We start from the raw sequence: 13,307 nt of genomic DNA, 5'->3' as shown, positions 1-13,307 counted from the left end.
CGACAACCATTCTCATTCATGGTGGGGTTTGAGTCAATAACTCTCTTGGCATATTTATACAAAAATGATGGTATGCTTCTTAACATTATAAAAAGACGTAACTTCTTAGGAATCCTCGAATGACCACAAGTGATCGCAGGGAACATCTCCGCACGGCCATGAGTGCAAGAGTCAAGGTTATCCATGAAGAGCTGGGAGAGCATATCTTTCCAACGCGCGACATTTCCGATGGCGGAATTTTCATTGCGCTGGAAGGCGTCTCATTTGCCCCTAACCTGGGAGACCGGGTCGTCGTGCAAGTCCAGGGATTGCCGGTACCCGCGCCGACACTGAATATGGTTGTTGTACGCAAAACCGAAGAAGGATACGGGTTGCAGTTTGCGTTGGATTGCGAATAGTCGCCGGTCTTTTGGAAAAGTTGGTGATGGATTCATGTGCTTGGGAAGGCCCGCTTTCATAATGTTGATTAACACCTGTCGTACAAAACTATTCGGTCTTATGCTCCTGTTTCTCGCACTACCCGGGTGCGCCAGCTATTACACACACTACGCGATGTTTCCTGGTGAGAATTCATCGGGCGATCCCCGCCAGATACGCGTCTCGTGGCAATCGGCAGACTACCCGGACTGGTCTTTTATTCGCGATAAGGCAACAACAATGAAAGTCGAAGCCCAATGCAGTGATCGGGTTTGGCTACTTTCGGACGATAGCCAAGAACGCGCGGGTGATTGTGCGGTAGGTGTAAGGGCCTGTGGCCAGCAAAACCTTGACGAGAGTGTGTTTAAAAGTGGCCCGGTCAATGAGGTTGCCTGCTTGCAAGTGATTGGGCCAGAAACTGTGGAGCGCATTGCTGATATCGGTGCCAAATTTCAGCTGTCGGTCGCTTGCCGGCCCTTGGTTTCAGAGGTTTTAAAAGGCGATAAGATAGTCAATATGGATTATCTTCGAGCGTCAACGGTTGCGTATACGGTATATGCCCGCAAAGTGCCAAGAGGTTCGCTTAGTGCCCGGTTGCCTGAGTTTGATGAATCCGTATGTAAGGATGATTGATTAAAGAGGGTTCCTCTACTAAAACGAGTTCTCGCCCGTACGTTTGGTTTCGAATCGATAATCTAAGTTACGTTTTCGACTATTTTAGTGACGCTTCTCTACAAAACGGTAATGGCAGCTAGGCACTGGCGTGTCAAACTGAGTACCCTGAGCTATTTATACCTGAGGGGAATGCGGTGGGGGTTCAACAACAAAAGCTAGCGGTACATGATCTGGAGGTCGGCATGTTTGTGTCTGATCTGGATCGGCCGTGGCACCAGACCCCGTTTCCGATACAAGGCTTTTATATCCGCTCGCAAAATGACGTGCGAGCGCTAGCATCCCACTGTAAATGGGTCATGGTTGATGAGCCTGAAAATCGTGATTCCGTCAGCGTTGATGGCAAAAGTGTTTTAGGATTTCGGGCGCGTTCAAAGCAAAGAGCGAACGAGCGACAAGAAATTGAGCTTCCGCCACTGAGTATTCGTCAGCCGGTTCGCCACAAAGTCACCGCGACCCTGAAGAAAGAGGTCAAAACCTCAAAGAAATTGTTGCGTGATGCCGAGCTCGCGCTTGAGCGAATGTTCGATTCAGTGCACACGGAGGCTGGCTTGGATGGCCGTCTGGTCGCTGATGTCACTAAAAAGATGGTGAGAAGTGTCTGCCGGCAACCCAATGCACTTTTGTGGTTGAGCAGAACCCGCCAATACGATGATTTCGTGTATCGCCATGCGTTAAACACGTCTGTGTGGGCTCTGGTGGTTGGTCGCCAACTTGGCTTGAATGAAGGGCTTTTGAATCACCTTGGGGCGGGTTGCTTGTTGACTCAAGTCGGGAAAACCGCTTTGCCAGCGGACATCGTTCAGCAAGAACAGCAGCTCTCTGTCGAAGAGTTCGAGATTTTCAGAACTTACGTTCAGCGTGGTGTTGAAATTCTTCAGCCGTCTGGTATTTCCAAGGCAGTCTTGAGTGTTGTTCAAGGACATAGAGAGCGTCACAACGGCTCCGGCTTTCCGTCTGGTGTCGGTGGTGAGAGGATTCCCTTGTTGGCGAAAGTGGCCGGTATCGCGGAGTTTTTTGAAACTTTGATAGCACCGCGAGAGGGGCTCGAGCCGATGACGCCGGCCAAAGCGGTAGGCTGGCTCTATGAAATGAGAAATATCGAGTTTCAAAAGGATCTGGTAGAAGCCTTCATTCAGGCGGTCGGTGTGTACCCTGCCGGAACCTTGGTTGAATTGTCTGATGGTTGTCGTGGGGTGGTTGTTTCGCACCATCCGGAGCGTCGGTTATTTCCAAGCGTTATGATCATGCAAGCGAGCGAGCAAAGTTTGCTAAAAAGCGGGAAGGTGGTTGATTTGGCTCGCTATAATGAGTCCAGAGTGCCAGGTACTGTTCTTGCCGTTCGAGAGTGCTTGCCTCACGGTACCGACGGCCTGGATCTGAAGGCTCTGGATGCGACCAACGAGCCACGCTGGTCGCTCCGTAAACATTTTACTCGGTAATAAGGACCCGAAGTGATTTTCGAATCCAACGGTAGTCGTTCTCGGGTTTGAAATTGATTAAAACTTCAGACTCTCCGCCGGGTTCCCCGTCCACGAAATACTCAACATAAGCTTCTTGCCAGCTCCATGTATGAACGGCGACGTCTTGGGGCCGGGTGCTGATTGCTTCGACACCGTTCTTGTTGATGGCCATATCCCCGCCCACTTTTCTGATCGCGATGGTTTTTAAAGCGGTGTCGCTGGCCGAATGTGATGCGATGTGATCAGAAAGATAATATTTCCTGCCGATTGCGTTGGTGATGCCGGCAAGTTCCTTTATCAGGTACTCCTTGGCGCCTTGGGCATCTATATCTTCAATTGTCCGAACGGCTTGCAGAATGCGTTCTCTTAACGATTTAAGGTCTTGCTTGTAGGTTTCGTCCGGGTCGATATCGTCATCGTTTTCGGGGCGCTCCGGTGCATTCTCAATTTCTGCTTCTGTTGGAGGCTTGCCGCACAGTTGGTCACCTTTTTTGTGGAAACAAATGCTGGCCAGCAATTGATTTGCGGCCGAGTCTTCGGCTTCGAATTCGGCGGAGGGTATCGAAAAATCAATGGTAGACGGAAGCTCAGGATCGTCCAGCGCGGCATTGAGCTGGGCAATCACTCGGGGCCGAATATCAATACCTTCATCGTCCTGAATGACTTCGGTCCAGTTCAATGCCATGAGAAAGCGAGTGCGATTGAGCAGTTCCTGGTTGTTCAGTAACGTGGATTCTGTCAATGCGTGGTCTTTGAGATTCTGGCTATCAACCTTCGAGGTTTCTAAAGCTTCACGAAGTTCCGGTTGGAAATCGAGAATGCTGACAAATTCTTTCGCCGGGACCGTGTCGGCAACTGGCAGGGCGCCGACTTTCAACATTAACGTTTCGCCGGGGTAGTATCTGAATTTCCCTTGTGCGTCCGTCGTGCTCTCGCGGGAATTAGTCGTGTAGGTTAGCCCGCTTACGCCGTGGCTCTGAATTTGACCCGCGAGAGTATCGTCTGAGCCTGACCCTCCGCCGTCAGAACATGCGGACAACACAAGGGTGGTAAAAAGAGGAAGCAATAAACGGCGCAGATGAACGAGTTCCATGGTGTGTCGTACAATCCCTTCGCGATCACCTGATTTGCCAACGGCAATTGCAGGCTTTGTAAGTTGTTGTAACGGCATTATAGGGAGGGCGGTTTGCCTATATCGGGAAACCTGTCGCAGTTTGGGGGTTTCGTGTGTAGCGGATGAATATCTTGCACTGCCTTGAATTTTGACGAATTGCCTCAATCACATAGCGCACTACATATTTGCCGTGAGTGCGGTGTAATCAATAACAGCGGTTCTACTTATGACCTATGCATTGGAAATTGAAGAACTAGAGAAGCGCTATGGAGATGGTTTCTACGCTCTGAAAGGGATTGATCTTCAGGTCGTCGAGGGTGATTTTTTCGCCTTGCTGGGCCCCAACGGTGCCGGTAAATCGACCACCCTGGGAATTGTGTCTTCGCTGGTGAATAAGTCGGGCGGCACGGTTCGTGTTTTCGGCAAAGACATTGATAACGAACTTTCGGATGCAAAACTGAATCTTGGTGTGGTGCCTCAAGAGTTCAATTTCAATCAGTTTGAAAAAGTACTGGATATCGTTACCACCCAAGCGGGGTTCTACGGCATCCCTTTAAAGAAGGCTCGTCTATCCGCTGAAAAATATTTGAAAAAACTGGGGTTGTGGGATAAGCGCAACACCCCGGCGCGAATGCTGTCCGGGGGCATGAAACGGCGTCTTATGATTGCACGGGCATTGGTGCATGAGCCCCGGTTACTGATACTGGATGAGCCGACTGCCGGTGTGGATATCGAATTGCGTCGCTCGATGTGGCAATTCCTGGAAGAGATTAACCGTCAGGGCACCACCATTATTCTGACGACTCATTATCTGGAAGAAGCGGAAGCCCTGTGCCGGAATATCGCCATCATTGATCATGGCGAGATCATCCGTCACACCAGTAAGAGGGAATTGCTCCAGCAATTAAGTGTTGAGGCTTTTATTCTTGATACCGAACAACCGCTGGATGCAGCACCCGAGCTGGAAGGCTTCAAGTGCGTGATTAACGGTGATGGTGCTTTGGAAGTTGAGGTGGCGAAAGGGCAAGGGTTGAACGCGCTGTTCAGAGAACTGGAAAAGCAAAACATCAAGGTAACCAGCATGCGAACGAAGGCGAACCGCCTCGAAGAGTTGTTTGTGCGGATGGTTGAAGAGAATGCCGCTGAAGCCGAAAGCACGAAGGAGGGATCGGCATGACACCTCTGGCACTTTGGACTGCGTTTCAAACCATTGTTTTGCGTGAAATTCGTCGGTTTACCCGGATTTGGCCGCAGACTTTGTTGCCACCTGCGGTCACCATGACACTCTACTTCATCATCTTCGGTAATCTGATCGGCTCCCGCATCGGCGATATGGGCGGTTTTGACTACATGCAGTTCATTGTTCCGGGACTGATCATGATGTCGGTCATCACGAGTTCCTATGCGAACGTGGTGTCGTCGTTCTTTTCGATGAAGTTCCAGCGCAGCATTGAAGAGCTGTTGGTCTCACCGGTACCGAACTGGACGATTCTCGCCGGCTACGTGGTGGGTGGTATGTCCCGAGGCTTGATTATCGGGTTGATCGTCACCTTGTTATCGCTGGCCTTCACGCAACTGGCCATCCATAACTTGCCGATGGTGGTCATTACTGTGTTCCTGACCTCCGCGTTATTTTCCTTAGGTGGCTTTATCAACGCCATGCTGGCGACCAAGTTTGATGATATTTCCATCGTGCCGACGTTTGTGCTCACTCCGTTGACCTATTTGGGTGGCGTGTTCTACAGCATCGATTTGTTGCCGGCGCTCTGGCAGAACGTGTCGTTGGCTAATCCCATTTTGTATATGGTGAATGGATTTCGCTACGGCATACTGGGTGTTTCGGATGTTAATCCGTTCGTGTCACTTGGTATGATTCTGGTCTTTATTGTTTTGCTATCAGCCGTTGCCCTGCGCATGTTGGCGCGAGGTAAGGGCATTCGACACTAATTGGGGTCCGGTAACTTATATGGCACTTGATAACGCTCCGCTGGGCAAGTCCAGCGATTATCCGGATCAGTACGATCCTTCGCTGTTGTTCCCGGTGGCCAGGGAAGACAACCGACGGCGTATTGGCCTTGAAGATGGGCGCTGGCCTTGGTTTGGTGAAGATATGTGGCAGGCATGGGAGCTATCCTGGTTGCGCCCTGGCGGCGTACCAGTGGTGGCGTGGGCGGAGATTCGCTTTCCCGCTGCATCGCCTTCTATTGTTGAAAGTAAATCCTTAAAGTTATATCTCAACTCTCTGAATCAGAATGTTTTCTCTTCTGAATCGCAAGTCACAGAAACGATCATTCGAGACTTGTCCAGGGTCTGTGGCGGTGCGGTTCACGTGCAGATGCGCAGTGTTGATGAAACCGCCGCCGCAGTGGGGCGGCCAGATGATTGCGAGCTGATCGATAACGAAGCGGTGGAAGATGTTGTGTACGACTACGCGCCGGATTCTCTGTTGGCGAATGGTCCCGAGGTGACGGAGGGGCTGTGCTCCCATTTGTTGAAAAGTAATTGCCCGGTAACGGGGCAGCCGGATTGGGCAACAATCTTTATACGCTACACTGGCGCGGCAATTGATCGTGCTGGGTTGCTGCGCTACATCATCAGTTTTCGGCAGAAACAAGACTTCCATGAGCACTGTGTGGAAACCGTGTTCACGGATTTGATGCAGCGTTGTAAACCCTCAGAGTTGATGGTGTGCGCGCGTTACACTCGCCGGGGCGGGTTGGATATCAATCCGTGGCGAAGCACCAGTCCACAAGATGGATTAGGGCCTAGGTTGGTGCGGCAGTAAAGCGAATGGTTACTCTGTTTCGTCTTCCTGGCGAAGGCGATCAGCTGCATCTTCGAGCGCCGTGAGGATAACGGTGCGCTCACGTTCGGTGATTTTGTCTGAATCAAGATACATCGCAAAGCCGCTGTGTTCGTGTTCCAGGAAGCTGCGGTTTGGCCCCATGTCACGGCGGAAGTCGACTACTTCGTAAATAGGCACCGGTTTGCCGAAGCCTTTCACCGTGATTTCGCCTTTGTCCCGGCACATGATGCGGTCTTTAATCAGCGAGAATGTTTCATAAGAAATCAGAATCTCGCCAGCTTCGGCTAAGGACTCCAGCCGGCTGGCCAGGTTCACTTCCTTGCCGATAATGGTGTAATCCATACGATTTTCGGCGCCGAAGTTGCCGACCGTGGTGTAACCAGTGCTGATACCCATGCGGATTTCGAGTGGGGTTTTAATGCCTTGGCTACGCCATTTCTGGCGCATGATCTTCATGTGTTTGCGCATGTCGATGGCCATAGACACACACGCAAATGCGTCTTCGCGTTGGCCCCGGCTGGTTGGATCACCAAAAAACACCATAATGGAATCGCCAACGAACTTGTCGATGGTGCCACCGTACCGCAGTGCCACTTGAGACATCTCGTTAAAGTAGTGGTTCAGAAGTTCGGTAAGCGCTTCGGGTTCCATTTCTTCAGACAATTCCGTGAAGCCTTTAATGTCGGAAAAAAATACCGCTAGCTTCTTGCGCTGGGTTTCAAGCCGAACATCGCGTTCGCCGGTAAAAATGGATTGCCACACCTGCGGAGAAAGGTACTTAGACAATTTGTGGGAGAGCGCAATGGATTGTTCTCGCTGGTTCTGAATCTGGGTTTTGGCGTACAACAGGGCTCTTGCCTGCACGTGTGAGTAATAGGCCGTCACGCAGATGTATGCGCCAGTTGCCAGCACTGCGATGACGCTGGTCAAAAGGGGGGCTTGCAGGTTGTCCGCGCTGCCAAGAACGGCAACGGTGGCGGCCAAAGAAGAGCCCGTTAGCGCAGTACCAAACATCCAGAGCCGCACGCCGCCGACAATCAGACAACTGAACATCAGCATGAGGATGATCGCGGTGGTGGGAATGGCGATCAGGCCAATTGCCCCAATTAGCGAGCCGGCGAAAGCGCAGTCGAGCAGTAACATCTTCTGGCGAATTCGCGGTGAGGTTTTTAAGAATGTACGGCGAGTAATGACATGCGCAAGATGGGGCCAAACCATTCCCATGGCCACGAGCCATAGAAGCCAGTGCGCAAAAATGTCCTGAAATACGCCGGTGACGACAACAAGTGATGTGAATGTGTAAGCCAGAATGCGTCCACTGTAGTCTGGCATGGGGGGGATTACGACCGTGTTATCATAGGGGTCGTTTAATGAAACTTTTCCCGAATTGACGGAAACGTTGCGAAGTTCTGCCGGAGCACTCATCATCTTAATGGCGCACCCATACCGCCACGCTTAACGTAGAGACGTTTTGCTTGTCAGCGCTGTAATTTAGTCGAGTGTGGCTCATGGTGGGTGCCGAAAGTTTTTTATTGGTAGTACCTGCGACTAAAGGTTAACAGCATTAAGTATTAGTCACAATTAACCCAAGTCAACAGACACAACGATTTTGTACACACTTGTATAAATAGCGAGAGTATATGAGTTCTATTGCCCAGTTTCTTATGGAGCGTTCGTCAGAACCGCGGTTAGAGGCACCGGCTCCGCCCCGAGATGTGGTTGATCTTGCACTCCAATGCGCGGCTCGTGCGCCTGATCATGCACTGCTGCGTCCATGGCGATATCTCGTTATAGAAGGTGAAGCATTGGCTGCGCTTGGGGATCTGTTTGCGCAATCTTGCGGGGTAGATGCCAGCGAGAAGGCCCGGGATAATGCCAGCAAGGCACCACTCCGTGCGCCAATGGTCATCGTAGGTATCGCTTCGCCCAAACCCCATAAAAAAGTTCCGGATGTCGAGCAGGTAATGTCTGCGGCTTCGGGGATGTCCTTTCTGTTGCTGGCATTGTCAGATGCAGGATATGGCGTCATGTGGCGTTCGGGTGCATTCGCCTACGATCCCGTCGTGCGTGAGGGGCTTGGCCTGTCAAAGGATGAGATTATTACCGGCTTCCTTTACACCGGAACGGTTTCATCTCATAAGCCGCCTGTTCCACGGCCATCGAGTGGTGATTTTATTGAGGAGTGGTTAGGGCCTGATCAATCGCGCGCCTGGAGTGTGTGATCGTGGGGCGGCAGGGTGAGGAAACAGCTTGCCGCCTTTGTGTAACCTGAAGCTGTGTTGCCGGTTCAAACAATATTAAGATTACACCCCATACCCCACGAAGCCTGCATTTCCGCAGGCTTTTTTGTTTTTGGCATCCCGCTTGCTTTACCTCTATCAGAACGCAAAACCGGCAATCACTGAGTGATCAAAAGCCGGAGCAGATTTCTGGAGGTAGTGATGGCAATTTCATTCGATAGCGCATTGGGTATTCACGAACAGGCCCTACAAGGTCGTGTTAAGCGGGCAGAAGTGCTGGCCAACAACATGGCGAACGCAGATACCCCTGGCTACAAAGCGCGGGACATCGACTTCCGCGCCATGATGCAGAAAGCGCAGAATGAAATGAGCGGTGTTCAGATGGCCACCACCCACAGTTCGCACATGGACACGTCCGGAGCGGGCGGGGCCGACGGTGAATTGCTGTACCGCACACCTCACCAGCCTTCGGTTGACGGGAACACTGTGGACGCGCAGCAGGAGCAAACCCGTTTCATGCGTAACGCCATGGACTACCAAGCCAGCTTCCAGTTTCTCAGCAGCAAGTTTTCAGGTCTGACCAAAGCCCTGAAAGGCGAGTAAGCCGCAGCCATTTTTGATTGAAGGAGACAGTCATGTCACTGGGTAACATTTTCGACATTGCGGGTTCAGGCATGACCGCACAGTCCCTGCGGCTGAACACTACCGCCTCGAACATCGCCAATGCCGAAACCGCCAGTTCCAGCACGGAAGGCACTTATCGTGCACGCAAGCCGGTATTCGCGGCGATTCAACAATCTATGTTGAACCCGGACCAACAGACTTTTGGTGTTCATTCGCAAGACGGTGCAGGTGCCGGCGTACGGGTTGAGGGGGTTGTTGAAAGTGATGCTGAGCTACAAATGCGCTACGAGCCGAACCACCCGGCAGCGAATGAAGACGGTTACGTGTTCTATCCAAACGTAAACGTGGTTGAAGAAATGGCGGACATGATGTCGTCATCGCGCAGCTTTCAGATGAACGTAGACGTGATGAACACCGCTAAATCCATGATGCAGCGTATCTTGACGCTGGGTCAGCAGTAATAGGGCGAGGAGAGAGTGATGAGTGCAGTAAATTCAGCGTCTGCCGCCGATGTGCTGGGCCAGTATCGAGTTCAGCAAGACAGCAAGGCTCAGGGTGGTAGCGAGCTCGGTAAAGATGCCTTCATGGAATTAATGCTGGCACAGATGAAAAACCAGAACCCGCTGGAGCCGCAAGACAACGGCGACTTTATCTCCCAGTTGGCGCAGTTCAGCTCCTTGGAAGAAATGCAGAACCTCACCGGTACGGTGGACGAAGTGGCTGGGCAGTTCCGCTCAAGTCAGGCGCTGCAGGCGTCGGCCATGGTGGGTAAAACCGTTCTGGCTCCCTCCAGTGTAGGCATTCTTGGCGCAGAGGGTGAAGTGACCGGCACCATCGACGTTCCAGCGTCTACCGGCGGCTTGCGATTGTCTGTGATGAATCAGTCGGGCGAGCTTGTACGGCAGATCGATATGGGCAGCAGTGAAGCTGGTGTTGTGTCTTTCCGTTGGGACGGTCAAGACGGCAACGGCAATGCTTTGCCGCAAGGCCCTTACCAAATTGTTGCGCAGGGTAGTTACCCATCCGGGCCGGAGCAGTTGGGCACCATGGTCAGTGCAAACGTAGACAGTGTGTCTCTGAACAATGGTGGCTCCATTACATTGAATCTGGCAGGCATGGGTTCCATTGCTCTGTCTGATGTAAAACAAATTAACTGAACCGGTGTCGGACCAGGAGGTATAAGTCATGGCATTTAATACTGGATTGAGTGGTCTGCGGGCCGCATCGGTGGATCTGGACGTAACCGGCAACAACATTGCCAACGCCAGTACAGTCGGTTTTAAAGGCAGTAAAGTGCAATTCGGCGATTTGTACGCCAACGGCTTTCTGAGCGGCGGAACAAATCCGATTGGCGACGGTGTGCGGGTGCAGGATGTTAAGCAGTCGTTTGGCCAAGGCAATATCAGCTTCACCGATAGCGGGCTGGATATGGCCATCAGCGGCGATGGCTTTTTTATTCTGAGCAATAACGGTGAAACCCGTTACTCGCGGGCAGGACAGTTCGGGATCGATAAAGACGGGTTCGTGGTGAATAACCAGAACATGAAGGTTCAAGGTTATACAGCTGATGATGACGGGAATCTATCTGGTGTGCGTGGGGATCTGGCGATTGAGACTGGAAACCTTGCACCGCGTAGAACTACGAATCTGGTTACGGATTTGAATTTGGATTCTCGGCAGTCGGTGTTGGAGCAGCGCGTGCGCAATTTTGCTCCGGTTGACGTTGCTTCGCTAAGAGGTTCGGCGTTTACATTTGGCTATAACGACGGAACTGGCAATTACTCTGTTCCCCAAATAGGTGCAGGTGCGTCCGCTGCGGAGGCGGCCAGTGCAATTAATGACGCCCCAGGCGTTACGGCGACTGCGAGTACGTCTGCGACGCTGACAGGGTTGAGTGATTCCGATGTGAGCAGTGCTTCGAATTTCCGAATGGAAATTAAAATTGGCGGATCCGGGCCGATTGCTCTGGACCTGCAAAACGTAGCTACCTTGGAGGATGTGGCTGCGGCTATTAATAATAGCAGTCAGAGCTCGATTTCGGCGTCGGTCATTGATCATGATGATGATCCTAATACCAGTTCAGTCTTGAGGGTAGTTCAAGATAGCGGCGAGATTCTGGAGGTGGCTTACGGTGACGCTCCAAATGGAACTCCATTGGCGAACAGTCAAACCTATGACGGAGAATTGATCGTAACCACTAACCGTAGTGTGGATGGGGTTACAACCGATTCCGGCAGTAGTTCGTTCGAGGCCGCTTTTAACGCAACCGGCTTTACCGAAATAAATGCCTTTAACCCCATAGACCAACGTACCTACAATCACGCCACCTCCACAAAAATTTACGACAGTCTGGGCAACACCCACGAAATGACCCAGTTCTTCGTAAAAGAGCCATCGCCGGGCAACGGTGTAGGCCAAAGCCAGTGGTCGATCTATGTTGAAATCGATGGTGAAATGGTGGCCGGAACCGACCAGCAGCCATACACGGCTATCTTCAATCAGGACGGTCAGCTGGAGTCCATTAACGGCGATGTGAATGGAGAAATCATTATCGCTGACTGGGTCCCGAAAGATCCTAACGGTGCCCCGAACGGTGCTGATGGCCCTCCAGCAGATCCTTCGAGTGTGGTTAGCCCGATCCCGTTGCCGGCGAACAGTTCCGCCTTCGTTCTGGATCTCGGACAAGCTACGCAGTATGGCGCCACGTTTGGTGTGAATAATCAGCAGCAAAACGGTTATACAACCGGGCGGCTTTCGGGGCTTGACGTGTCGGGGGAGGGAGTGATTTTTGCCCGATATACCAATGGCCAATCCAAAGCCTTGGGGCAGGTGGCGTTGGCATCGTTTAACAACACCAATGGCTTGTCTCCGGTAGGCGATACCACCTGGGTTGAATCCTTCGAATCTGGTCAGCCTGTCATCGGCGCTCCGGACACCGGAACTTTGGGTTCAATCAAGGCAAGCTCGGTTGAAGAATCCAACGTTGACCTTTCAGCTGAGCTCGTCAACCTGATCATTGCCCAGCGCAACTATCAGGCGAATGCTAAAACCATTGAGACCTCAGATGCGGTCACCCAGACCATCATCAACCTCCGCTAATCCTTTCAAGTAAACATGGCATGACTCCTGCAGGAATACTGGAAACAGTCAAAATTCCGGCAGGAGTTTGCCCATGGACAAAGCCCTCTATATTGGAATGTCTGGCGCCAAGCAGAACATGCTAGCCCAGCGTGCCCACGCTAATAACCTCGCCAACGTGAACACCACGGGGTTCAAGAAGGATTTTGCTCAGGCCCGCAGCATGCCGGTTTTTGGAGAGCATCATCCCACCCGCGCCTATGCCATGACGGAACGCCCGGGTACCGATCTTTCCGCTGGCGCTTTAATGGATACTGGCCGAAAACTCGATGTCGCGGTTGAAGGCGACGGTTGGCTGGCGGTTCAGAACAATCAAGGCGAAGAAGTGTTCACCCGCAGTGGCAGCTTGCAAGTCGATGTAAACGGTTTGGTTCGCATGCCCAGCGGGGAATTGGTGCTGGGTAACGGAGGCCCGGTCGCGTTGCCGCCCTTTGATGATTTGTTGATCGGGGCTGACGGCACCGTATCTGTTGTGCCCGTGGGTGGCCCGCCGGATCAGCTGGTGGAAGTTGATCGTCTTAAATTGGTGAACCCACCCGCCGATGCTTTGGAAAAGGGTTTGGACGGATTTATCCGTCGAAAGCCTGATCAGGCCATTGGCGGGGTTGAGCCTGCCGACGCAAACATGCGCGTGGCCACTGGATTTTTGGAGAGCTCCAACGTCAATGCCGTGGAAGAGATGATTTCCAACCTGCAGTTGTCTCGCCAATACGAGATGCAAGTGAAGGTTATGTCCACTGCGAACGAGAATTCCGAGGCAACGGCACGGCTGTTGCAGAACCTCTGATAACGCTGAATTAAGCATCACCGGCCGGCATTAAGCGGCAAACAAT

The 13,307-nt window shown here is 52.1% G+C and carries 14 protein-coding genes; 12 read left to right on the top strand and 2 right to left on the bottom strand.

Annotation, left to right across the window (positions count from 1 at the left end):
* Window positions 1–119: 119 nt before the first annotated feature.
* The 3 genes from K5L82_RS01335 (at window position 120) to K5L82_RS01325 (ending at window position 2,531) form a co-directional block, all read left to right on the top strand.
* Window positions 120–398, top strand: a complete 279-nt coding sequence (locus K5L82_RS01335) for a PilZ domain-containing protein (protein WP_133005296.1) — start codon at window positions 120–122, stop codon at window positions 396–398.
* A 259-nt stretch (window positions 399–657) separates the two neighbouring features.
* Window positions 658–1,050: a hypothetical protein gene (locus K5L82_RS01330; protein WP_262492457.1), complete on the top strand. Its 393-nt coding sequence runs from the start codon at window positions 658–660 to the stop codon at window positions 1,048–1,050.
* 176 nt (window positions 1,051–1,226) lie between these two features.
* A complete protein-coding gene (locus K5L82_RS01325) occupies window positions 1,227–2,531 on the top strand; it encodes an HD-GYP domain-containing protein (RefSeq protein WP_223132892.1) in 1,305 nt (434 codons plus the stop codon).
* Here the strand turns inward: K5L82_RS01325 and K5L82_RS01320 are convergent.
* Window positions 2,521–3,432, bottom strand: a complete 912-nt coding sequence (locus K5L82_RS01320; protein WP_262492456.1) for an organic solvent ABC transporter permease — start codon at window positions 3,430–3,432, stop codon at window positions 2,521–2,523. The genes K5L82_RS01325 and K5L82_RS01320 overlap by 11 nt on opposite strands.
* Before the next feature lie 460 nt (window positions 3,433–3,892).
* On the opposite strand from K5L82_RS01320, the gene K5L82_RS01315 reads away from it, so the two are divergent.
* The 3 genes from K5L82_RS01315 to queF are packed head-to-tail and all read left to right on the top strand — an operon-like array spanning window position 3,893 to window position 6,451.
* On the top strand, window positions 3,893–4,843 hold the full coding sequence (locus K5L82_RS01315) for an ATP-binding cassette domain-containing protein (protein WP_223132890.1): 951 nt from the start codon (window positions 3,893–3,895) through the stop codon (window positions 4,841–4,843).
* Window positions 4,840–5,613 (top strand): ABC transporter permease, encoded by a 774-nt coding sequence (locus K5L82_RS01310; protein ID WP_133005301.1) that lies wholly within the window; start codon window positions 4,840–4,842, stop codon window positions 5,611–5,613. The genes K5L82_RS01315 and K5L82_RS01310 overlap by 4 nt, the downstream gene beginning before the upstream one ends.
* A 19-nt stretch (window positions 5,614–5,632) precedes the next feature.
* Window positions 5,633–6,451 carry an NADPH-dependent 7-cyano-7-deazaguanine reductase QueF gene (queF, locus tag K5L82_RS01305; protein WP_223132889.1) on the top strand — a complete coding sequence of 273 codons (819 nt, stop codon included), beginning with the start codon at window positions 5,633–5,635 and terminating at the stop codon, window positions 6,449–6,451.
* A 9-nt stretch (window positions 6,452–6,460) separates the two neighbouring features.
* On the opposite strand, the gene K5L82_RS01300 is transcribed toward queF, so the two are convergent.
* Window positions 6,461–7,900, bottom strand: coding sequence for an adenylate/guanylate cyclase domain-containing protein (locus K5L82_RS01300; RefSeq protein WP_133005303.1), 1,440 nt, complete (start codon window positions 7,898–7,900; stop codon window positions 6,461–6,463).
* A 212-nt stretch (window positions 7,901–8,112) separates the two neighbouring features.
* On the opposite strand from K5L82_RS01300, the gene K5L82_RS01295 reads away from it, so the two are divergent.
* From K5L82_RS01295 to K5L82_RS01270, 6 genes are all read left to right on the top strand, one after another.
* On the top strand, window positions 8,113–8,694 hold the full coding sequence (locus K5L82_RS01295) for a nitroreductase (protein ID WP_223132888.1): 582 nt from the start codon (window positions 8,113–8,115) through the stop codon (window positions 8,692–8,694).
* A 219-nt stretch (window positions 8,695–8,913) separates the two neighbouring features.
* Complete coding sequence (gene flgB, locus K5L82_RS01290; protein WP_133005305.1) at window positions 8,914–9,315, top strand: flagellar basal body rod protein FlgB; 402 nt, start codon at window positions 8,914–8,916, stop codon at window positions 9,313–9,315.
* 32 nt (window positions 9,316–9,347) lie between these two features.
* Window positions 9,348–9,797, top strand: a complete 450-nt coding sequence (gene flgC, locus K5L82_RS01285) for a flagellar basal body rod protein FlgC (protein ID WP_133005306.1) — start codon at window positions 9,348–9,350, stop codon at window positions 9,795–9,797.
* Window positions 9,798–9,815: 18 nt separating this feature from the next.
* Window positions 9,816–10,493 (top strand): flagellar hook assembly protein FlgD, encoded by a 678-nt coding sequence (locus tag K5L82_RS01280; RefSeq protein ID WP_133005307.1) that lies wholly within the window; start codon window positions 9,816–9,818, stop codon window positions 10,491–10,493.
* Between the two features lie 28 nt (window positions 10,494–10,521).
* The gene (locus K5L82_RS01275; protein WP_223132887.1) at window positions 10,522–12,435 is read left to right on the top strand and encodes a flagellar hook protein FlgE; all 1,914 of its coding nucleotides are present in this window, start codon (window positions 10,522–10,524) and stop codon (window positions 12,433–12,435) included.
* Between the two features lie 73 nt (window positions 12,436–12,508).
* Entirely contained in the window at window positions 12,509–13,261 is a 753-nt protein-coding gene (locus K5L82_RS01270) for a flagellar basal body rod protein FlgF (RefSeq protein WP_223132886.1), read from the top strand.
* The last annotated feature ends 46 nt before the right edge of the window (window positions 13,262–13,307 follow it).

This window comes from Marinobacter sp. AL4B, assembly GCF_019916045.1.
Classification (GTDB): Bacteria; Pseudomonadota; Gammaproteobacteria; order Pseudomonadales; family Oleiphilaceae; genus Marinobacter.
The sequence above is the reverse complement of the archived record's forward strand: the minus strand, read 5'-3'. Positions and strand labels throughout refer to the sequence as shown.